Raw genomic sequence first — 22,650 nt, forward strand, 5'->3', positions numbered from 1 at the left:
CCTGGTACCCTCAGATAAAAATTTAACATTTAATATTCGTACTTTCTCTTATTTTTGCAACATCATATTATCGTTAAGATCGACCTTTTACAATACTTACTATTTTCAACCTTTTAGATCATAGTCCCATGAAAAATCGTTCCTCATCTGCCGTTCTGGCATTGGTATTATTATGTTTTTGCACGATTGGATCGGCTCAGGATGGGTACATCCGCTTTGTTGAAAACCTGGAAAACGTTGTCCTCCAGGCCCATGCTTACCAAACCATCCTCGATGTAGCACATCTCGTTCAAACCAACCTGAGCAAGCTCAGTGTTCGCCGTACGGTTGATCCTGCACATGAAGCCATTTACCTGCAAAAAGGCTACGACCTCAATAAAGATGGTTTGCTCAATCAATTGGATGGCTTTGAAAGTGTTGATGGTGAAAAGTTTTCCCCCTGGAATTATTACATCGAGACCATGCCTTGTGGAGAAAAGGAGCCTTTTTATTTTGAAGTGAGAGCATTGGGGAAGGATAGTATGCTGGTGTATGTGCAAAGGCTGCTGACGCAACGCGATCAGTTGCTGCGCGGCATCGATTGCGTTGCCCCTATCAAAGTATATTTACCTCAAAAGGATGCTGGTTTGACACTAGATGCTAAAGATTTAATCCGGGGAGATGTGTATGATGATTGCTATCAATCGACACTTCCACGGGATACCTTACTGGCGCCCTTGGTCAAAAAATTCAGCCTAGCACCCTGGTACAACGACTATTATCGACGTACACCTGATTCTACTCAGCGGTACTTTGAATTGAATTGTAGCCACATTGGTTCAGTCATACCCATCAGTGTGTTTGCCTGGGACAAGGTGGGGAATTTTAGTCGATGTATCACCAAAATTGAAGTACTGGATAGCACTGGCATTTGCCCTGACCCCAGGCCCATGATCAGGTTGAATGATTCACTGGAGCTTATTTTACAAAAAACCTTTGCTCAGCTTCGGCCAACAACTCATGCAAAAAACTTATTGTCCCGGGGTTTTTCATTTGCACAGTTTAAGGACTTTAAAGTACGCCGTTCGATCCGAAAAGCGAATTTGGCTGCCTGGCTACAGTTGGGGTATGACCAAAATCAGGATGGCCAACTGAACGAATTGGATGGTTTCGAAGTGCGGCAAGAAATTGATTTTGTATTGAGTCCATTTTTGGATTCACTGCTCGTGTTTTGCACTGATTTTAGTGATTCTTTGTTCATTGAAGTCCGAGGAATTGATACGATGGTCACTGTGGGCACCCAACAATGGTTTAAACTATTCAACCCTAGCCTTTTTGTTGAAACCTATTTTGGCATCACTAAAATACTCACCTTAAAAGGGGGTACACAGGGTGAATTTTTACTTGAGCCCCTCAAAGTTCAAGAATTTTTAAAGAGCCCTTGTTATACTTGCGACGATGGAAATGGGATACCAGATGTTTGGGGGAGAAAAACCTTAATCCCCAACATGAAGCGACTTGATTCTGCAATTGACACTTTTCAGCAAAGTATTGACCTTGAATGTTGTGATGCCGGAAGAGTACTCTTGCTGAACATCCAGGCTCGAAAAGATACGGCAAGCCCAGCCGTGGGAAGTGTAATAGCATTTGCTGAGATACAAGATGAAAAAAGGTTGTGCCCCAGTGATGGCTGTCGTACGACCAGAAGGATTTTGGGAAAAGTCACTACCTCCACAGGAGCATTGATGGCTGGTGTAAAAGTAAAAATTGAAAGACCTGAGGAAAGCTCCATTGAAATTTCAACTTCAGCCCCAACCGGTTTGTTTGGTTTTTGGGAGTTCTTTTGGGAATACCCTCCCTACCTCCTCATCACCCCCAGCAAAACCACCGACCCACTCAACGGCGTCAGCACCTTCGACCTCATCCAAATCCAAAGGCACATCCTCAACATCAAAACCTTTGATTCTCCTTACCAATACATTGCGGCGGACATCAATCGCTCCGGGACTGTTACTACTTTGGACCTGATCCAATTGCGCAAGGTAATCCTGGGTATCGACACCAACTTTGCCAACAACAGCAGTTGGCGTTTTATCAATGTGGATCATATTTTTCAGCATCCGACTGATCCACTAAGGGACTATTTGCCTGAAACAATCCGAATCGGCCCATTGAATGGTATTCGCAATGTAGAATTTGTCGGGATCAAAATCGGCGACCTCAACAACTCGGCTATCCCAAAATAAACCCCACGCGCTACCGAATCCAATGGATAAATCTTAACTTTCCACCATCTAAAACCTAATACGATGATTGGACTGATACAAGTAGTCATTGGACTCGTTTTTTTGCTTCTTTTGTTGAGCCTGTTGGTGACGACCATTATGGAGTTGATTTCCTCCATGCTGGCCCTGCGCGGAAAAAACCTGGAAAAAGCCATCCTGAATATGTTGGCCAATGGGCAAAAGCAAGGGGAACTGTTCCAGGCTTTTAAGGGCAATGCCTTGTACAAACAATTGTGCAATTACCGCGACAGCGCCAAGCTGCGGCCTCCCTCCTACCTCAGCTCTCAAAACTTCCAATCCATCCTTATGGACATCATCCTGAAGGGTGAGGATGCGGGTAAACTGACGCAAAAAATTGATGAGATCCAAAACGATGAGCTCAAACAGGTGCTCAAACAGTTGCTCAACGATGCTGGCTACGAATTGGATGCCTTCAAAGAAAAAATGCAAGGTTGGTACAACGATGTGATGGATCGCGCAGCCGGCTGGTACAAGCGAAACATCCAGATTTTGGTCACCTTTGTTGGTTTGGTGGTTGCGGTTATTTTCAATGCAGACACCATTTCCGTATACCAACGCCTGGAATCCAACCCTGAAGAGCTTAAGGAAATTGTCACCATGGCCGAAGCCTACGCCAATAAAAATGAACTGGAGATCCAAACTGGCGGCTCCGTCCAACAACAATGGGATCAGGTCAATCACCTCATTCAGGATGAATTGCAGCAAGCCAATTCTCCACTCGGTTTGGGGTGGCACCCCGAGGATTTGAAAAGCATGACCCCCAGTGATTGGGTGATCAAAATCCTGGGCTGGATCGTAACCGCTCTGGCCGTATCCTTAGGCGCACCATTCTGGTTCGATTTGTTAAAAAAACTGGTCAACATCAAAGCCGCGGGCAATGAACCCAAAGCCTAGTACTTCTTAAAATTCTCCTAAAATCAGTTCAAAATGGAACCCATTTTCCAAAAAAATGGGTTCTTTGTGCTTTGAGAATGGAAAAGTTGAGAAGTTGAGGCCACCGCGAGCGACCCTTACACTTCGGCTACGCTCAGTGACCGGGTCGCTCGCGGTGGCCTCAACTCCTCAACTTCCCTGAAAAACTACTTTAAGATGCATTCAGAGACTTTGGCTATCCGCGGGCAAATGGACCGCACCGACTACCGCGAGCACAGCCCCGCGATGTACCTCACCTCCAGTTTCACGTTTCCCAATGCGGAGCTGATGGCCGACACCTTTGCCGGCTTGAACGACGACATCATTTATTCCCGCTACAACAACCCAAGTGTAGACGAATTCATCAATAAAGTTTGCCAGCTGGAAGGCGCCGAGGAGGGTTTTGCTACCGCCTCAGGGATGGCGGCGGTGTTTGCAAGTATGGCAGCCCTGTTGCGCTCTGGCGATCATGTTTTGGCTTCCCGGGCCGTGTTTGGCTCGACCCACCAGATTTTGACCCAAATTTTCCCCAAGTGGGGCATCACTTATACCTATGTTGATCCCGAAGACATCGACAATTGGGAGCAACACATTCAGCCTACTACCCGGATGTTGGTGCTAGAGTCTCCATCGAACCCTGGCCTGGCTCTGATTGATTTGGAAAAAGCTGGTGCACTGTGTAAAAAACACGGCATCATTTTCAACATCGACAATTGTTTTGCTACGCCTTGCCTACAAACGCCAACAGATTATGGAGCAGATCTAATCGTACACTCCGCTACCAAATGGATGGATGGCCAAGGTCGTGTGCTGGGTGGCATCGTGGTGGGCAAAGCGGAATACATTGAGCCCATTCGTTTCTTTTGCCGTCACACGGGGCCAGCTATGTCACCTTTCAATGCTTGGGTGCTGAGCAAAAGTTTGGAAACCCTGGCTGTGCGGATGGAGCGGCATTGCAGCAATGCCTTGAAACTGGCCCAATTCCTGGAGCAACACCCCGAAGTGGCCAAAACGATTTACCCATACCTACCTTCACACCCTCAACATAATTTGGCGCTCAAACAAATGAAAATGGGCGGCGGAATCGTCACCATTGAGGTAAAAGGAGGACTCGAACAGGGCCGGGCTTTTTTGAACGCGGTGAAAATGTGCTCCCTTTCTTCCAATCTGGGCGATACACGCAGCATTGTGACTCACCCCGCTTCCACTACGCACAGCAAGCTGACTGAGGCCGAGCGGGCCGCAGTGGGCATCAATCCTGGCACGGTACGCATTTCCGTGGGATTGGAGCACGTGGACGATATCATTGCGGATATTGATCAGGCTTTGCGGGCGTCACGGTCTACCGATTAAACGGAAATTCATTGATCCAATGGAACCCACGATTGACCAACAGGAATGAGTTCCGGTCTATCGTCCGCATTTTGATCAATAAGGTATCTCGTTTGGATTGGCCCCGCAAAATCAGTTGTTCCTTGCTGGGTTGTTCATAAGTCAGTTTGAACTTTTGCAGGGTATCCCGCAAGGGCGTCATTCGAACGCTTTGCTGTTTTTCATCCACCTTAAATTCAAAACCCCGCACACTGTCACTGACCATTCTGACCATTGCCCGATCTTTGTAACTGATGATCAACTTGTGCCAACGGGAAGTATCTGTGCGTAAGGGTGGCAGGGTGTCGCCATTGTGTACAAAAGTTTCCACTTCATACATGCCGTACAAAGCTGGCTTGGGCGCTTTTTCGCCAAACTGCTTTTGATATTGCTTGGATTGAATGAAGGAGTAAACCAGGAGCCCCCCAATGAATACTATTTTAAAGATGGTACGGGCCAGGTTTAACCCAGCACTCGAAAACACGGCAATAAAACGCCGGGCATAAACCGGTTCGTTGAGGATTAAAAAATCAATCAATCGGATGACATCGGGCCACAACACATACAAAGCCATTGCCACCAGATGCATGGAGTACAGCTTGACCGGGATGTCGAAGCAAAAGTTCATCGCTACCACGTTGCTCATAACCCCAAAAACAATCAAAGCTCCAAGGGTAGCCGTACGCCGAAAACACAGCAGAAAGCCGCCTAGCACTTCTAAAAAGCCCGCAAAAAAATTGTACCCTTTGGAATAACCCATAAAATTCCAGGCTAAGCCCATCGGTGAGGAATCACCCAAAGCTTGGAGCAATTCGCCCTGCGAAGGAAAGGGAAATTGCAGTTGAATTACCTTAAAGAAGCCATACTGCAGCATGGTGTAAAAGAGGTAGTAACGCACCATCACCCGCGACCAGTAGTACAATTTTTGGTATTCGCTGCGGTGCCGATCAACAATGCTCCAAATCAGGGCAAAGAAAATGGAAAAAACAACATTCAAAAAAACCTCAACATAATTGTAGGTAGTATCTCCACTCCCATTGGGCCGCACAGTGATTTCGTAAGGAATTTGCAGGACATGTTTCCCGGTCCATTGAATGAGTTTGAACCAGTAATCCCCAGGAAAAGTCGACACAGCCATTCCTATAATACCTGGAATGATCAGGAGTGCAAAATAAATGGCCGAAAAGCGAAAGGTAAATTTTTGCAGGCCAGTCCAACGAATCTTAGGGTATGGTGTGGCTTCCATTGGTGTTTTTTAGGTGGTCAGTGATCAGCACTAACGAAAATACAAATTATTCTCAATTTGCAACTCACCACATTTGATTTCTAGACATTCAAATGAATACAAATAAAATTTGATAATGATGCCAAAAGACCGTAATTTGCTGATCTCGTTTAAATCAGTTCCATATCCATTCTAACCCATTAACGTCGCGTCCTCACCCGTCCCTACAGTGGTTTTGACCCTTTTCACTGTCTTTGCATTTTCATGAAATAAGACCTGACCTGATCTTGACATTTACACCTGTTAACCTATAAAAACCGAAGTCATGAAAAGTGCTTTATTTCCCTTCCTTTTGTGTTTCCTGTTTTATTTGCCCTATGCACGAACCCAAAACATTGCCAGCGACTGCGATGTAGATTCCTGCGAATGCATTGGGGATTTTTTCACCGAAATTGAAGTCTATTATTTTGGTGCCAACAATGTAAAAGTGGAAGTTTTTTCTGATCAAAAACTCACTCAATCCGTTGTTTCTTTTCCCAGTGTCAACAATGCACAACTGCTGGCAATCAAGGCATCAGCGCTCCCTGGAGGCGTTTTTAACACCTACATTTACCTTAAAGTTACTGATCCCGGAGGAGCGACTTGCACCACGGAAATTTTCTCCCGCTGCCCGCTGAATGCCTGGCCCGGAGCCTTGGAAGACCTGGATATTTTGGGGAAAACCTACGGCTATTTTACCGTGTTTTCGCACACTACTTCGGAACAAAAACGCCGCTGCACCATCGACAATATCGATCAGGATTGGCATGTGGGGGGCAACGTAGTCGGCCCGGTAAAAAACACTTTGGGCACCCGAAACCCGGAAAACGTGGTACTCATCAGCAGCGACCTGAAACGGGGCATCATCACCAAAGATGGCAAGTTTGGTCTCAACACCCAGGCTCCTGCCGCATTGCTCGATGTTCAGGGCGATGTACTCATTAACACCACACTGGATGTCAATGGCATTGCCACTATCCACAATACCACCGCCTCAACTAGCCCGGCTACGGGTGCACTGGTGGTTACCGGAGGTGCTGGTATTGGCAGCAATTTGATGGTAGGAACCGACGCCAAAATTGGCAAAGACCTGCAAGTTGACGAAGACCTGAACGTCAATAAAACAGCGACCATCGGTGGTGCGACCAAAATCAACGACCTCACCGCATCAACAACTCCTGCAACCGGTGCCTTGATAGTAGCAGGAGGTGCTGGCATTGGTCAGGATTTGAACGTTGGCAATACGGTAAAGGTAAACAGCAATACTGCCTCTACCAATGCTACAACTGGAGCCTTGGTCGTAACTGGTGGCGCGGGAGTTGGTGGAAACCTCAATGTAGGCAATGCGGTAAAGGTGAATGGCACGACAAGTTCTACAAACGCTACCACGGGAGCACTTGTAGTAGGTGGCGGGGTTGGCATCGGTGAAAACCTCAATGTAACCGGCACTTCTAACTTGACTGGAAAGGTAGCCATCGCTACAACGAATACTCCTGGAGGCCATGAACTCTACGTCGGCGGTAGCATCATTGCCGAAGAAGTAGTGGTAAAACTAAGCGGCAACTGGCCCGATTACGTTTTTGACCCAAATTATAAGCTACCTGATTTGAAAGAATGGCAAAAGTTCATCACCGCCCATGGTCACCTGCCAGGGATGCCTTCGGCCCAACAAATCAAAGAACAAGATGGTGTAGCACTTGGTGAAACCCAAAGGCTTTTGGTAGAAAAAGTTGAACAACTCCTGCTTTTGATCCTGGAGCAACAAAAACAAATCGAAGCGCTGCAAACTGCACTTCAGAGCAAAAACAAAAATTAGTCTTCATTCATAAACTTGCAACCATGAAACATCTGGCTTTATTGTCGATGCTTGCCCTTGGTTTGCTGATCCCTGGCTATGGGCAGGATGAAGGCAAAGAAGAACGAATCGAAGGGCGATTTTACCAGGAATGGCTGATGACCCGCGACCCCAGCACGGGCATTGTGCCGCGTGACCGCTTACTCAATGCTGCCCGTATTGCCCAGGAACGCCGCAAAGACAGCCACCTGCGTTCGGGCCTCATCCCCATCTATTGGTACGAGCGGGGGCCTAGCAATGTAGGCGGGCGTACCCGGGGTTTACTCATCGATGCCAATGACCCCAGCGGTAAAAGGGTTTGGGCCGGCAGTGTATCCGGGGGACTGTGGCGAACCGACGACATTGATGCAGCCCCGCCGGTTTGGACCAACATTGATGACTATTTCTCTAATCTGGCCATTACCACCATTGCTCAAAGCGCATCTAACCCCAATCTCATTTTCTTCGGCACCGGAGAAGAAGGCATTCAACCCAATGGAGGTGTCCGGGGCATGGGTATCTGGCGCAGTACAGATGGTGGCAACAATTGGCAGCAATTACCATTCAACAATACCAGTTTTAATGCCATCAATAAAATTGTGATCGACAATGCGGGCTTTGTATTTGTAGCCACGTCCAATGGTTTATTCCGTTCCACCGATGCCAACGGAACCTTTAATGCTGGAGCGGCAGCAGTGCTGGCAGGCAATGTGCAAGACCTGGAAATGGCTGCCGATGGCACCCTATACGCAGCGGTAAATGGCAGTGGTATTTTTAAACGGACGGGAACTGCCTGGAACCGGCTGGCAAATAGCAATTTCCCTACCAGTAACATAGGGCGGCTAGAAATTGCTACTGCTCCCAGTAACGCCAACACCCTTTATGTTGCTTTTTCGGCAGCGAGCAAGGATACCTGCCTCAATGTTCTGGTGAGTACAGATGCCGGATCAAACTGGACGCCACGAGCTTGTCCTATGGGTATGGGCGACATTTGCTGGTACGCCTTCATCATGGCCGTCGACCCCAACAATGTCAATCGTGTTTGGATCGGCAGCGACAATTTGTACCAATCTGCTGATGGTGCTGGCACCTGGACTGCAGTTGCCGGGGTACACGTTGATCACCATGCCATTGTATATCGACCTGGCAATTCTGATCAGGTTGTCTTCGGCAATGATGGCGGTGTGTATCGCTGCCTTAACGCAGCCGCAGCAGTACCTACCTTAACAGCCAAAAACAACGGTTACAATGTGACCCAGTTTTATTCCACAGCACTTCACCCGGCTGCTGGTAGCAATTTTATACTAGGGGGTACGCAGGACAATGGCACCCAACGTTTCACCTGCCCGGGAATCTGTACAACGGACGAACCCAAAGGTGGAGATGGGGGCTTTTGTTTCATTGACCAGAACAATGCTAAATTACAAATTGCCAGTTCCCAGAATCGGCGTTTTTACCTGACCACCGATAGTTTTGCCACCTCGATTGATTTATTGCCAACCAAAGAGGCCGCACTGTTCATAACCCCTTCCGACTTTGATGACGCCAACAATATCCTGTATTTTTCGGATGGGCCTGATACCCTGGGGCGAGTGGTGGATGTAGGGGGAGCCAATACCATCACCTACGAACGGATTACCCAAATCAATAAAGGGCAAATCAGCCATATCCGGGTCTCGCCCAACACTACTCATCGGCTTTTTGTAGGGACTACGGGTGGGAGAATTATGCGCATCGACAATGCCAATCAGGCGGGTGGGGTAACGGTTACCTTGCTTGATTCTATTTTTTCCACTTACGTTTCCAGTATTGATGTGGAGGCTGGTGATGACAACCACCTTTTGGCCACCACTTCCAGTTATGGACGCATCAGCATTTACGAAACAAGAGATGGGGGTAAAAAATGGACCCAGGTTGAAGGCGACTTGCCGGACATGCCAGTGCGTTGGGCCATGTTTCATCCATTTGATTCAACCCAGGCTTTGATTGCTACTGAATTGGGCGTATGGACTACCGATTTCCTCAATGGCACCAGAACAGAGTGGTTCCCAACCAATACCTTTGGTTTGGCCAATGTGCGGGTCGACATGTTGCAATACCGCATTTCTGATCATTTGGTGTCTGCCGCCTCTCATGGCCGAGGCATGTTTACCACCGATTATTTCAACCTATTGACTACGTCTTGTCCTCCCAATCTGGTGTTGACTGGCACCACTCCGAGTGGTTTGTACCTAGCCAAAGACTTCATTGAGTCGGATGCTACCATTGCAGTCGGATCAAATGTGGTTTACCATGCGGGGAATTTCATCCGACTTAAGCCAAATTTCCGGGCCGAGCCGGGCAGCTTTTTTGTGGCGGCTATTCAGGATTGCAACATGAACTTGATGGAAGCGCCATCATTGAGCAGCAGACCAGACAAGGAAGAACCCACCCTGGATGCCACGCCAAGTATGAAGTGTTTCCCCAATCCTGCCACCTACCGCATGAACATCCAGATTAATATGCCGGTAGAAAACTGGTACAACCTGCAAGTACGGGCGCTGGATGGTAGGCTAGTGAGCACCCTTACGCCGGGAAATCGAAGGGCCAGTGGAGAGCAATGGCATGAATTGAATACCTCGGATTTCCAACCAGGCATTTATTTACTCTTGCTACAAAGTGCCAATGGGGCAACTACTGAAAAGTTTGTAGTGGTGAAATAAATAGTTGTAGAGACGCACGGCTGTGCGTCTCTACAACTTTACATTCCTCTAGTCCGGTCCCCCACCGCCACCAATGCAGGCAGCCCATTCACTGGTTTATCCAGGTAAAAATAGGCCGTCGCGCAATAGTCTTCCTGCCGGTAAAAATTGACCCAGCCATCCGGGAAATTGGGGGAATCAAGGGCAGGCGGATTGCCTTCCAATAATTTCATAAATCCTTTGTCATAGGCTACCGATATCGGCTTCAAAGAATGACCATCCTTGATCATTTGCCGCACCTGATCCCGGGAATACCCCCCAATCACCTGGATGGTAGCCCGCAACTTTTGCTGAAAATAAATAGGATCGGGAATATGGAAACGGTAAAAAGACCACTGCCGGGTGCTGTCGTTGGCGATGGTGCAGCCCTGGTGCCATTGAATGAATTTGCCCAGGCCCCAACCCGAACCGATGTAATCCTCGGCCCCAGTGCCGACAATGGTTGGGAATTGTCCATCTCCGTCCAGGTAAATTTTAACTTCGCCTTCACCCCACCAGCTTTTGCCGTATTCAGGAGCAGTGATCAGTCCGACGTTGACGCCTAAAAAGCGGCCTTTCCCTTTCACTTCGGGCAACATGTTGAAATCCACCGCCAATTGGGTTTTGTGCTCCCGACGCCAGTGGCAATGAAAGTACAAGGCATCAGCAGGCAAGGTGGTAGTCAACTGAAAATCGACATCGTAAAAAAACAGATCTAAATCTTTGCTGGCTTCATTGGTCACCGTGATCCGTGCTCCTTTCCGGAAAGGCATCGGAATGCGGCAATTAAAAGAACGCCCCTCCGGACTGGAGAACAACGCATTTTCAAAGGGCATAATTTGACCGTGTGAAATGCCAAAAAAGTCGCCCAATGGTGCCGACACTGCGGGTTGGTTGGAGCCGTCCCAATACATGTCGATGCGCAGGGAGCGCAGCATGGCCGGGCTGCGATCGCTGACGGTCAGCCAAATGCGTTGGACGATACCCATGCCATTTACATTGAGCAAGGTTTTGACTTCTCCGGCTTTGATGGGTTCAAAAGCGTGGCCCTTGGCGGTTTGGTTTTCCATGCCGCCTGCACCGACCGTGGCTTTGGGATTTTCAAAGGTAGCCCAACGTGGCTTGTCGGTACTCATGCGGTAGAGGGGCTCCTGGGCTAGGAGGGCTGCACTGTAGAGGGTGCAGAGGAAGAGGATGATGTTTTTCATGTGCGATAGATGTTTGTGGTGGCCCACTTTCCCACGACTAATGGAGTTTTTAGAAATAAACGGTCTTTTGGAACTGCCAGCTTTTCTCAATTTCTGGCTCATTTAGGAACGCTATATTTCAAAAACTCCATCAGCATTGAAAATAATCGAAAACCTCCAGGCTTCAGCCTGAATAATGATTGAATAGCCCCTGGCTTTAGCCTGGGGTTGGCGTAATGCCCCCCGATCTGGGCTTTAGCCCAATATTCATAAGGCATTTAAAGAGTTGGGCTAATGAAGTTTTTCGTAAAAAACGATCTTTGAAATATTGGTAACTTAGCATCAAAAAGAGGAGAGATGAGAATCTATCTAACCTTGAGCGAAGGGGAAAAAGAAGCCTTGGAAGGCCTCTTGAAACGTTCACCCAAGCCCTATCTTCGAGAGCGAGCGAGTGCCATTTTACAAATTGCGTCTGGTTCCTTTGGCAACGAAGTTGCAAACAAAGGCTTACTGCGACGTCGGCGCAAGAACACGGTCTATGACTGGGTGGTTCGCTACAAAGCAGGAGGCATCAAAGGCTTAGAACAAAAGGCAGGCCGCGGTCGTAAGCCTGGGTTTTCCCCCTCTAAGCCCCCCACAACTACAAACCCAGGTTGAGTTGGTGGTAGGTCAAAGTCCAACTAACTTTGGTTTAGATCAAAGTCGGTGGACGCTAAAGGCATTGAGGGAAAAGATCGAGGCATTTAAGGACTACTCCCTGGGTGGAGTGTGGCAAGTACTCAAAAAAATTGGGGTTCGCCATTTACGAGCACGCCAATATGTACATAGCCCTGATCCAGCTTATCAGGCCAAAGTAGAGTACCTGCTACAGCAAATCCGAAGCCATAATCCTGGAGAGCAGGAAATTTATTTCTTGGATCAGCTCACCGTATATCTCCAGCCCACGATTGGCTATGACTGGAGTCCAGCTTCGCAAAAGCAACCCTTGTGTAGATTAGGTCATTATTCCAATAAAACGTTCAGAATCTGTGGCGCTTTAAATGGACTAACGGGCCAAACCCACTATTTGATTCGTCATAAAATCAAGGTACCCACCATCATTCAATTTTTTGAGGAACTCACCCTGAAGCATCCTCAAAAAACCATTTGGGTCATCCTGGATAATTGGCCGGTTCATTTTCACCCCGACGTCCTTGCTGCTTTAGCTCCTCAGCAATCTCCATTCCCCATAATTTTACCCAAATCATGGCAACATCTCAAGCCTAAAGCAAAGTTCAAGGGTAAAAATTTACCCGTTCAATTGTTGTTTTTGCCCACTTATGCTTCTTGGCTCAATCCCATTGAAAAAATGTGGCGATGGCTCAAGCAAGATCTTTTGCACAATCATCGCCTGGTCGATCAATGGGATGCATTGAAAATTAAAGTCGAACAATGGTTTGCACAACCTGGTCATCAAAACCAGCCTTTGCTTCAATATGTGGGCCTAAGGGCTTTACAGTCGCCTTTTTATCGCCCTTTCGCTGATGTTAGTTCCAATATGTCAAAGAACGCTTTTTAAAGAAAACTTCATAAGTCATGGGTTGAGGCGGTATGGTGGCCTCCCACGGATAAATCCATGGGTTGGCGATATGTCTTAGAGGAATGAAAGGTCAACACACCCACACTATCACACTTCACACCCACACCCTTTCTTGCCCCTACATCGGATCTACATCGACCGCGATTTTGATGCTGGAATACCCCTCTTCATTCAGCAAAAAATGTTCAGCTTCCGCGATCAGGTCTTTGGTTACGCCAATCAGCTTGGGGTTGCGCTCTAATTTAATCAAAAAATCAATCAGGAAATACGAACGCACACGGCCTACGTAGGGCACGGCTGGCCCGCGCAGGCGATCACCCAATTTGCTGCGCAAAAAATTGCCATATTTCTGGGCGGCGGCATTGATCACCTGCGGCTTTTTGTGTTTAAGTGTGATGCGGATCAGGCGATAAAAAGGCGGGTAAAAAAACTCCTGGCGCTCCATAATTTCGCGGGAGTAAAATGCCCGGAAGTCATTGTTCAACACCTCTTTGAGCACTGGATTGGCTACATTTTGCACCTGAATGATGACCTTCCCCCGCTTGTGTTTGCGTCCAGCGCGCCCTGCTACTTGTAGCATCAATTGGAAAGCGCGTTCACCTGCCCGGAAGTCGGGAAATTGCAGCAGTTGATCTGCACTGAGGATTCCCACCAGGCCTACTTTTTCAAAATCCAGGCCCTTGGTCACCATTTGGGTACCCACCAGAATATTCAATCGCCCTTCTTCAAAATCGTTGATGATTTTGGCATGGGCATTTTTACTGCGTACCGTATCCAAATCCATCCGCCCGATTTTGGCATCGGGCATAAATATTTTCAGCTCATCTTCAATTTTTTCGGTACCAAAACCCTGCACGATGAGTTGTTTGCTGCCACAGGCCGGGCATTCTTTAGGCAGCTGCGTTTGGTAGCCACAATAATGGCATTTGAGGTTATTTTGCCCCTTGTGGTAGGTCAGGCTTACATCGCAGTGGATGCACTCACAAGTCCAGTTGCAGGTGCTGCACTTGTAGATCGGAGCGTAGCCCCGGCGGTTTTGGAACAGGATGACTTGTTCGCCCTTTTCCAGGGTAGTCTTCATGGCATTGAGCAAATCCACCGTAAAATGGGATTGTAATGTCCCCGCTTTTTGGGCTTTTTTGAGATCCACGATTTCCACTTCCGGCAATTCCAGGCCGCCAAAACGCTCCGTCATACTCACCAGGCCATACTTGCCAACCTGGGTATTGTAAAAAGATTCGATGGACGGAGTTGCAGTACCAAGCAAGACTTTTGCGCCAAACAATTGAGCCAGGTAAATCGCCGCATCCCGCCCTTGGTAGCGTGGATTGGGGTCTTGCTGTTTGAAGGAGGGGTCATGCTCCTCGTCCACAATGACCAGTTTTAAGTTGCGGAAGGGCAAAAACAAGGCTGAGCGGGCACCCAATACTACAGCTTTTCCCTCCTTGGTACGGTTCCAGATTTCAACCCGTTCATTGTTATTCAGTCTTGAATGGTATACATCGACCTGGTCGCCAAAAACCCGTTTGAGGCGGTCGATGATTTGGGTGGTGAGGGCAATTTCGGGCAAAAGGTACAGAATTTGTTCCCCGCGCCGCATGGCTTCCCGAATGAGTTCGATGTAGACCCGGGTTTTCCCGCTGCCCGTAACCCCTTGCAGTAACACCACGTTTTTTTCTTCAAAATGATTTTGTATTTCCGCGATGGAGCGGACTTGTTGTACACTCAATGCATCGGCCTCCACAATTTCGTCTTCGTAGCCCCCGATGCGGCTCACCTCCCGTTCGTACACCTCCAGGATTTCTTTTTTTTCCATGGCCGAAATGACGCTGGCATCCACCTTGGCCATTTTATACAATTCATCCCGACGCACAAATTCCTGGCCCCTAGCCAATTGCAAGTAGGCCATCAGTGCTTCCACCTGGCGGGTGGCCCGACTGAGTTTGTCAAAGGCGTCCTGCAGGTTTTCGGGGTGGCTAACGTAGGGTTCGCGCAGGCGCACGCAAGCGACGGTTTTGGCCTTGAATTTTTCCTTGAGGTCTTCCTTGAGGTAAATGATGCGTTTGTCCAGCATGTCCCGGATCAGGGGATAGATGGTTTTGATGCCCAAGATATCGCGCACCTGCTCCAGGGTGAGTTCGTGTTGGATGGTCAGGGCTTCGGCGATAAGGTACTCTTTGTCCTCCAGGTCCATAACGTCACCATCAAACAGGGGACTGAGGGTGATGGTGGTTTCACTGGCTAGTTTCAGGTTGGCAGGCAAAGCGGCGTGCATCACTTCGCCAAGGGTGCAGCAGTAGTATTGCCCCACCCACTGCCAAAAACGCAATTGCTCGGCCCAAATGATGGGGGTATCGTCGATGACGGAAAGGATGGCTTTGGTTTTGTGCCCGGGTGCCTCGCTCAATACGTCCAACACCAGTGCAGCGTACTGGCGCTTGGGGCCAAATTGCACCTCTACCCGCACCCCAATCTGCACCTTGCTGACCCATTCTTCGGGCACCGCGTAGGTGTACGGCTTAGGCACCGCCATGGGCAGGATGACGGTAACGTAGGTATTGGCCTGAGCCGTGGGATGCAGTTCGGACATCTTGTGACGCAAATTGTTTTAGACAGCAGCAAGATAAATAAATTATAAATCTGCGGGTAAAATTATAATGCTCTTGGAGAAATTAATTTTTTTGTCAATCAGCATGGTAACGCAGAAAAATTAACTTCCCGATTTGGGTTTTGAATAGGAAGTCGAACGGTTCATTTCAAGTGAGCTTCCTATTCAAAAGCCTCAAAAAAAATCGGGAAGTAATTTTTTGCGTCATACATAACCACATCCCGGCCCACACCAAAATTTTGCCACTCTAATGATGTATTTCTCCATAAAAACATCCTATCTTTCAGCAGTTGTTCACTTGGCACCAAGCGTTTCTATCTCCCAATCTTCTTCCCTACTCACCTCGAATAAAGGACAATTGTTAATCCAAAGAAAAGAACGCAAAACCTTACTGGGCTTTTCATTTGCCAAAGATTAAACCTATACCGATGAATCAACTTTTTCCGCTGCCCATTTATACTTTCCTGAAAATTGCGATTAAAAATGGGGGATTTTCCATCAAAAGGCTAAAAAACATCGTGCTTTGGATGGTTAAACTTGTGCTATTGGAGCCTCTTCGCTGGGTCGAATTGGCCACCCAGCAAAAACGGATCAATCGACATGTCATCAACGTGGATCCCGTTTTTATTCTCGGTTTTTACCGCAGTGGGACCTCTTACCTGCATGAGTTCATCACCCAGGACGAGCGTTTTGGCTACCATACCAATTTTCAGATGGTGTTTCCGGAAATAATGCTGAGCTGCGAAAAATGGCTATCCCCAAGTTTTGACTTTATTTTCCGCCTATTTAAGATTTTTGATCCGGTACATCGAGTCCCCCTCTCCTTCCGCTTTCCCGGCGAAGAGGATGGGGCTATGACCACCGCTTTAAATCCCCGGGGAGCAGGATGGGGCTATTTTTTTCCAAAAAAGATGATGGACTATTTCCACAAATTTGTTTTATTCGAAAACATGCCTAATGCAGAAATTGAGGCATGGGCTCGGGATTATATTTTTCTGCTCAAAAAGATATCCATAGCCAGCGAAAGCAAACCCTTGGTGCTGAAAAGCCCTCCCAATACCGCCAGAATAAAATTATTGCTCACCATTTTTCCGAATGCCAAGTTCATCTTCATTCACCGCAACCCCTATGAGGTTTATGCTTCCAATAAAAAATTTCTGCAGGTGACACATGGTTTTTACGCGGTGGGAGGAACCAAGTCGATTGATTTCAACCAGATCATCCTGGATACTTACACCCAAACGATGCAGCGTTATGTGCAGGAAAAAGACCTGATTCCAGCCGGGCACTTGATCGAGCTGGTCTACGACGATTTTGTCAAAGCACCTGTAGCTAACCTGAAAAAAGTTTACGAGGCCCTCAATCTCAATGATTTCAGTATTTGTGAGGCCAAAATGAGCGCCTTTGCAGCCCGGCAAAAGACATTTTCCAGTCTTCAACACCATTTACCAGAGGAGGAAAGGCGAGTCGCTACCGAAAAGTTAGAACCCTTTCTCCGACGCTGGAATTACCCTTTGCAGTAAAATCATAGTAAACATTGATTTTACTGTTCTTTTGCCAGCTATTCTCTTCCTAATTATCACCTTCAACATTCCTCGTCCCCCCATTCAAACTTGCCAAATATGGAAAACACAACAAAAGTTAGCCCTGAATTATATCCATTCACCAGTCAATTCATGGCCATCGCGGGTCATCAGTATCACTACATTGAAGCGGGTGAGGGAGACCCGGTGCTAATGCTCCACGGCAATCCCTCCTGGTCTTTTTATTTTCGGGTACTCATTCAAAAGCTATCTCCTGCTTACCACTGCCTTGCTCCTGATCACATCGGCATGGGTTATTCAGACAAGCCAGATGATGCAAATTACAGCTATACTCTTCCCCAGCGGGTCAAAGACCTAGAGGAATTCCTAGAAAACAAAGGCATTAACCGGAATATCACCCTCATTGTACACGATTGGGGCGGGGCCATCGGGATGAGTTACGCACGTCGCCACCCGGAAGCCATCAAAAAAATCGTCATCCTGAACACCTCTGCGTTCCACATTCCGGAGGGCAAACGTTTGCCCCTGCTGCTCCACTTAACCCGCACATTCATCGGGGCTTTTGTGGTTCGGGCCTTCAATGGCTTCAGTGCTGCGGCTACCATTCTTGGAGTGAAACGCAGTAGGATGTCCCGGGAATTGCGGCGGGCTTATTGCGCACCTTACAATTCCTGGCAGAATCGCATTGCGACCCTGCGTTTTGTGCAAGACATTCCAATCAAAAAAGGTGACCCAGGATTTGATTATGTAGAAGACTTACAAAATCACCTTTACCTATTCCGAAACACCCCCGTACTCATCGCCTGGGGGCTAAAAGACGAGGTTTTTGACATCCATTTCCTGAATAAATGGATCGAATACCTACCGCAGGCACAGGTGCACCGTTTTGAGGATTGCGGTCACTACGTGCTCGAGGATGCGCAAGAGGAAATCGGAAAATTGATCCACGATTTTTTAGCCAATTGATATGGAGACCTTCAATATCGTAGCAGCATTATATGAAATCGCTGCAGCGCATCCAGACAAGTTGGCCATCGCCATGCCAGCAAAACCCGGCAAACCTTTGCCAAAAAGCGGCCCCATTCCTTATCGAAAAATCAGCTTTAAAGAACTGGCCTACGAAACCAATTGCCTTTCCCGCAGTTTGTTGGCCTCGGGATTTCAGGCGGGAGACAGGGTTGTGCTCATGGTTCCCCCCGGAATTGAATTTTTCAGCCTCATTTTTGCCTTTCTCCAATCCGGGATCATCCCGGTGCTGATCGACCCCGGAATCGGGATCAAAAACTTGAAAAAGTGCATTGAAGAGGTAAGCCCGGTAGGATTTATCGGCATCACCAAAGCTCAGGTAGCACGGGTGTTGCTGGGTTGGGGAAAGTCTAGTATCAAAAAGAAGGTAACGATCGGTCCGCGGCTATTCTGGGGTGGGCACAGTTTAAAAAAAATCAAAGCAGCTTGTAGCCCCAAAGACCCTGTTGAGTACTTTGCTACCCACCCCGACGACCTCGCCAGCATCTCCTTCACCAGTGGCTCAACCGGAGTTCCCAAAGGGGTAATGTCCACTCAGGGCATTATGCGACGGCAGGTGGAAATTATTCGCAAAACTTATAACATCGGGCCCGATGAGATCGATCTACCTACTTTCCCACCCTTTGCTCTACTCAACCCCATTATTGGCGTGAGCACTGTCATCCCGGACATGGATGCTACCCGGCCAGCCGATGTTGACCCACAGCGCATCATCCGGGTGGTAGAACAGTTCAAGGTCACCAGTATGTTTGGCTCCCCCGCACTACTTGACCGGGTGGGGCGCTATGGGGAGGCAAATCAGGTCAAACTCCCCAGCCTCAAAAGGGTACTTTCGGCAGGTGCTCCAGTTCCCGCCAAGGCGCTGCGGCGCTTTTCCTGCATGCTCAATCCCGACACCCAGATATTCACCCCTTATGGCGCTACCGAGGCTATGCCCGTGGCCTCCATCGGCAGCCATGAGCTCTTGCAGGAAGCTGTGCAGCAAAGCTCTGAAAATGGGGCAGGAATTTGTATCGGCAAACCAGTGGACGGCCTCGATGTCCAAGTAATCCGCATTACGGAGGAACCAATTGCTTTTTGGTCAGATGAATTGAAAGTGGCTCCAGGAGAAATTGGAGAAATCACCGTAAAAGGGCTACATGTGACCAGGGCCTATTTTAACCGGGATGCTGCCACCCAAATGGCCAAAATCCAGGATGGCGACCACATCTGGCACCGAATGGGTGACCTGGGGTATCAAGATGCGGAAGGCAGGCTCTGGTTTTGCGGACGAAAAGCCCATCGTATTAAGTTGGCCGACAAAGAACTGTATTCGGTTCAATGTGAAGCCATTTTTAACAAACATCCGCAAGTGCATCGTACCGCACTGGTGGGGGTAGGAAAAAAAGCAGTTCTCTGCGTTGAAATAGACAAAGGCGCCACCAATCCCAACCCCCAGCAGCTCAAAGAAGAACTTTTGGCATGGGCCTCCGAAAATGAGCTAAGCAAGGACATCCAAACCGTTCTTTTTCATCCCTCTTTCCCGGTAGATATTCGACACAATTCCAAAATATTCAGGGAAAAACTGGCTATTTGGGCAACAGGGCAATTGATATTATGAACATCAATCAAAAGGTATGAAAATATTGGTAACCGGCGGTGGTGGTTTTTTAGGGTTTGCCATTGTGAAACAATTGTTGATGGAAGGCCACGAGGTACTGAGCTATGCCCGGAGCAGGTATGAAGCACTGGAAAAGTTGGGCGTTTCTCAACACCAGGGAAATATCACTGACTATGCAAGGCTAAAAATTGCCCTGCGAGGCTGTGAAGCCGTTTTCCACACGGCGGGTAAAATTGGCAATTGGGGAACTTATGCCTCCTTTTACGAGACCAACGTGAGGGGCACTGAAAACCTGCTCAAAGCCTGCTCAGAACTCCAGGTACCTTACCTCATCTACACCAGTTCGCCCAGTGTGGTCTACAATGGTAGCTCTGAGGGCAAGGATGAGCGCCTGCCTTACCCTCCCAAATTCGACGCATATTACCCCCAAACCAAAGCCATCGCCGAACAGGCCGTACTCAAAGCCAACTGCGAATCCTTGCGCACCTGTTCCTTGCGGCCGCACCTGATCTGGGGTCCCGGAGATTTCCATTTCCTGCCCAGTCTTCTCCTCCGACAAAGCAAAGGCAGGCTGCGTTTACCCAGCGACGAAAAATACCGCATCGACACCATCTACATTGACAATGCTGCAAGGGCTCATTTGCAGGCCTTCGAGGTCATGCTCAACAATCCTGCCGCAGTGGCAGGTAAGGCCTATTTCCTTTCTCAGGATGACCCGATTGGCATCAGAGAATTCTTCAACCGGCTGTTGGACACCTGCGGTCGGCCTGCGGTAAACAAGACCATCAGCCCCCAGGTTGCACTATTCGCGGGGTGGTTGTTTCAGCATACTTTCAGGCTATTCAACGTACAGTCGGAACCCCCTCTGACACTCTTTGTGGCGAAACACCTGGCGAGTTCTCATTGGTACGACATTTCTGCGGCCAAACGGGATTTCGGCTATGTGCCCAGCGTCTCCATCGAGGATGGGTTGAAGCATTTAAGAGCCTGGATTGAGGAGAATCATCCATATCACTTCCTGACTTAGGTGTCTATTTTTTTGTCCGCCACCCTTGAGATTATTCTGAATTTTGGGAAAAATATGCGTATTTTTATTTACCCTATCTCAAAGCCTCTCAATTGCCCTAAAAATCACCAACAATTGATTTATACTCGATTTTAGCCACAAAACATACAATGTATGTAGGTATTGTGGGTAATCGGCATGGATTTGAAGGTGCTTATTTATTCACTGCTGGTAGCGTTGCTATTGGGCTGTAAACCTCATTCAATCGTGAAAAATCAACCTCACACCCTCCTTGCCAATGGGCGGCCAGATTATTACATCACTCCTACTCGGGATTTTACTCAGTATACCAAAGATTGTGAGGAAAAATATTGGAACAAAGAAACCGCATTTGATTGGGGGCAGGATGTTCGAAGTAACCTGAGGCAGCATTTGGATCAACTTGCTCCTGAGGATTTTTCAAAAATCAGTCTGATGGTTTTACCAATGATTGAAGGGAGCATTGCGTACAAAATAGACCAAATCCAGCAAAAACAGTTACCCCTGGATGAAGATGCACTCAAAGGCATCGAGGAATGTGTTCCTTTCGACCGAACGAGCATTCAGCAGGCTTTATCCATTCAATCACCCTTGAAGGAGCTCCAAATATCGATTTCCACCATGAAGGATCAGGTAGAAATTCTTCAGAGTGAACTTCTGGATTTGCGTGAACAACAAAGGTTAGGTTTATTCAAGGTAGGCAACCAGGTTAAGCACCTGGAAACTGTAGCTGAAAAACAAAATCAAACTGAAACCTTATCCCGCCTGGCCAGTCAAACCGAACAAATTAAATTGAAAATCAAACAACTGGACAAACAATATGTACTGGAATCAACACAATTGAAAGCAAAAATCCAGGCTGAGCTTCACGCTATAGAGCACCTGATCCTGGACGATTTGCAAGCAACCCGTAAACTGATTCAGCGGACTGTACAAGCTAAAGCATTACCCACGGATACCCAGGATTTATTGCGTCTGAAGGATTTGATCTGGAAACGCCAAATTAGAGGACTGAAAGACATTGCCAACCACGCCTTGGTAGTGGAGCAGAGTGCAATTGCCCCTTTGACCATGGGCATCATCCACTACAAACGTCACCGTGAGATCCAGGAAGCAATGACCACTTTTATCAATGATGAAGCCAAACATTCTGCTACTTTTCGTCGCTTTTTGGTAGAAAAACTGGAGGCCAAAGAATTTGTTTCTCCCATCCTCATCAAGGGTGCCAATCGTTACATGTGGCTGGCACGCCTGATACCGAGCACTGGCTTTTTTCTGGCCGTGATTGTTGAAGCGATCGGAGCGGCATCCCTTGAGTTTTTTGGTACAGCAAAATACATGCCCGATGCCTTGTTCTGTAGCATTTGTAAAACCATCGCAGAGCAGGATGAAAAAAGGCATATGGATCTGTGTGTAGCCATCTACAATGAGCTCTACCGCAAAGGCAATAAATGGGAACGCATTCGGAACAAAATGGCTTTAAAAAAAATCTTAAGGTCCGTCTACTCAGACAAAACCGAAGACCACCAACTCATTCAGGCTTTCCGTGCATTTGGGGTAGATTCCGAATTTCTATACCAGCATATCCTCGGGCGTTTGAGCCAACAATTGGCTAGAATAAGTTTGTACGTTGAGCCAGAAGTGTTGCGGACGATTATTGGCAATAGGTGATGCC

15 protein-coding genes are annotated in these 22,650 nt (G+C 47.9%); 12 read left to right on the top strand and 3 right to left on the bottom strand.

Annotated elements, in window-relative coordinates:
* Nucleotides 1–128: 128 nt before the first annotated feature.
* The 3 genes from ACO08K_RS05660 to ACO08K_RS05670 all read left to right on the top strand — a co-directional run bounded on the left by ACO08K_RS05660 (nt 129) and on the right by ACO08K_RS05670 (nt 4,550).
* Nucleotides 129–2,225 (top strand): hypothetical protein, encoded by a 2,097-nt coding sequence (locus tag ACO08K_RS05660; protein WP_421795426.1) that lies wholly within the window; start codon nt 129–131, stop codon nt 2,223–2,225.
* Nucleotides 2,226–2,288: 63 nt separating this feature from the next.
* Nucleotides 2,289–3,179: a hypothetical protein gene (locus ACO08K_RS05665; RefSeq protein WP_421795427.1), complete on the top strand. Its 891-nt coding sequence runs from the start codon at nt 2,289–2,291 to the stop codon at nt 3,177–3,179.
* 195 nt (nt 3,180–3,374) lie between these two features.
* Nucleotides 3,375–4,550, top strand: a complete 1,176-nt coding sequence (locus tag ACO08K_RS05670) for a trans-sulfuration enzyme family protein (RefSeq protein ID WP_421795428.1) — start codon at nt 3,375–3,377, stop codon at nt 4,548–4,550.
* On the opposite strand, the gene ACO08K_RS05675 is transcribed toward ACO08K_RS05670, so the two are convergent.
* Nucleotides 4,540–5,814, bottom strand: coding sequence for a hypothetical protein (locus tag ACO08K_RS05675; RefSeq protein ID WP_421795429.1), 1,275 nt, complete (start codon nt 5,812–5,814; stop codon nt 4,540–4,542). The genes ACO08K_RS05670 and ACO08K_RS05675 overlap by 11 nt on opposite strands.
* Before the next feature lie 304 nt (nt 5,815–6,118).
* Between ACO08K_RS05675 and ACO08K_RS05680 the strand changes: the two genes are divergently transcribed.
* Together ACO08K_RS05680 and ACO08K_RS05685 are read left to right on the top strand one after the other, a co-directional pair.
* Nucleotides 6,119–7,648, top strand: coding sequence for a hypothetical protein (locus ACO08K_RS05680; protein WP_421795430.1), 1,530 nt, complete (start codon nt 6,119–6,121; stop codon nt 7,646–7,648).
* A 23-nt stretch (nt 7,649–7,671) separates the two neighbouring features.
* Nucleotides 7,672–10,368, top strand: a complete 2,697-nt coding sequence (locus ACO08K_RS05685) for a 3-coathanger stack domain-containing protein (RefSeq protein ID WP_421795431.1) — start codon at nt 7,672–7,674, stop codon at nt 10,366–10,368.
* A 38-nt stretch (nt 10,369–10,406) separates the two neighbouring features.
* Here the strand turns inward: ACO08K_RS05685 and ACO08K_RS05690 are convergent, their stop codons facing one another.
* A complete protein-coding gene (locus ACO08K_RS05690) occupies nt 10,407–11,594 on the bottom strand; it encodes a glycoside hydrolase family 172 protein (protein WP_421795432.1) in 1,188 nt (395 codons plus the stop codon).
* Between the two features lie 336 nt (nt 11,595–11,930).
* Between ACO08K_RS05690 and ACO08K_RS05695 the strand changes: the two genes are divergently transcribed.
* A complete protein-coding gene (locus tag ACO08K_RS05695) occupies nt 11,931–12,230 on the top strand; it encodes a hypothetical protein (protein ID WP_421795433.1) in 300 nt (99 codons plus the stop codon).
* A 4-nt stretch (nt 12,231–12,234) separates the two neighbouring features.
* Nucleotides 12,235–13,131: an IS630 family transposase gene (locus tag ACO08K_RS05700; RefSeq protein WP_421798283.1), complete on the top strand. Its 897-nt coding sequence runs from the start codon at nt 12,235–12,237 to the stop codon at nt 13,129–13,131.
* A gap of 139 nt (nt 13,132–13,270) precedes the next feature.
* Here ACO08K_RS05700 and priA read toward each other — a convergent pair whose 3' ends face one another.
* Nucleotides 13,271–15,742 carry a replication restart helicase PriA gene (gene priA / locus ACO08K_RS05705; protein ID WP_421795434.1) on the bottom strand — a complete coding sequence of 824 codons (2,472 nt, stop codon included), beginning with the start codon at nt 15,740–15,742 and terminating at the stop codon, nt 13,271–13,273.
* Between the two features lie 446 nt (nt 15,743–16,188).
* Here priA and ACO08K_RS05710 point away from each other — a divergent pair, with 446 nt between their 5' ends.
* The 5 genes from ACO08K_RS05710 to ACO08K_RS05730 all read left to right on the top strand — a co-directional run bounded on the left by ACO08K_RS05710 (nt 16,189) and on the right by ACO08K_RS05730 (nt 22,646).
* A complete protein-coding gene (locus ACO08K_RS05710) occupies nt 16,189–17,283 on the top strand; it encodes a sulfotransferase family protein (RefSeq protein ID WP_421795435.1) in 1,095 nt (364 codons plus the stop codon).
* Nucleotides 17,284–17,382: 99 nt separating this feature from the next.
* Complete coding sequence (locus ACO08K_RS05715) at nt 17,383–18,270, top strand: alpha/beta fold hydrolase (protein ID WP_421795436.1); 888 nt, start codon at nt 17,383–17,385, stop codon at nt 18,268–18,270.
* Between the two features lies 1 nt (nt 18,271).
* Entirely contained in the window at nt 18,272–19,930 is a 1,659-nt protein-coding gene (locus ACO08K_RS05720) for a fatty acid CoA ligase family protein (protein WP_421795437.1), read from the top strand.
* Nucleotides 19,931–19,946: 16 nt separating this feature from the next.
* The gene (locus ACO08K_RS05725; protein ID WP_421795438.1) at nt 19,947–20,957 is read left to right on the top strand and encodes an NAD-dependent epimerase/dehydratase family protein; all 1,011 of its coding nucleotides are present in this window, start codon (nt 19,947–19,949) and stop codon (nt 20,955–20,957) included.
* Between the two features lie 246 nt (nt 20,958–21,203).
* Entirely contained in the window at nt 21,204–22,646 is a 1,443-nt protein-coding gene (locus ACO08K_RS05730) for a hypothetical protein (RefSeq protein ID WP_421795439.1), read from the top strand.
* The last annotated feature ends 4 nt before the right edge of the window (nt 22,647–22,650 follow it).

The sequence above is a fragment of the Haliscomenobacter sp. genome, assembly GCF_965225875.1.
Classification (GTDB): Bacteria; Bacteroidota; Bacteroidia; order Chitinophagales; family Saprospiraceae; genus Haliscomenobacter.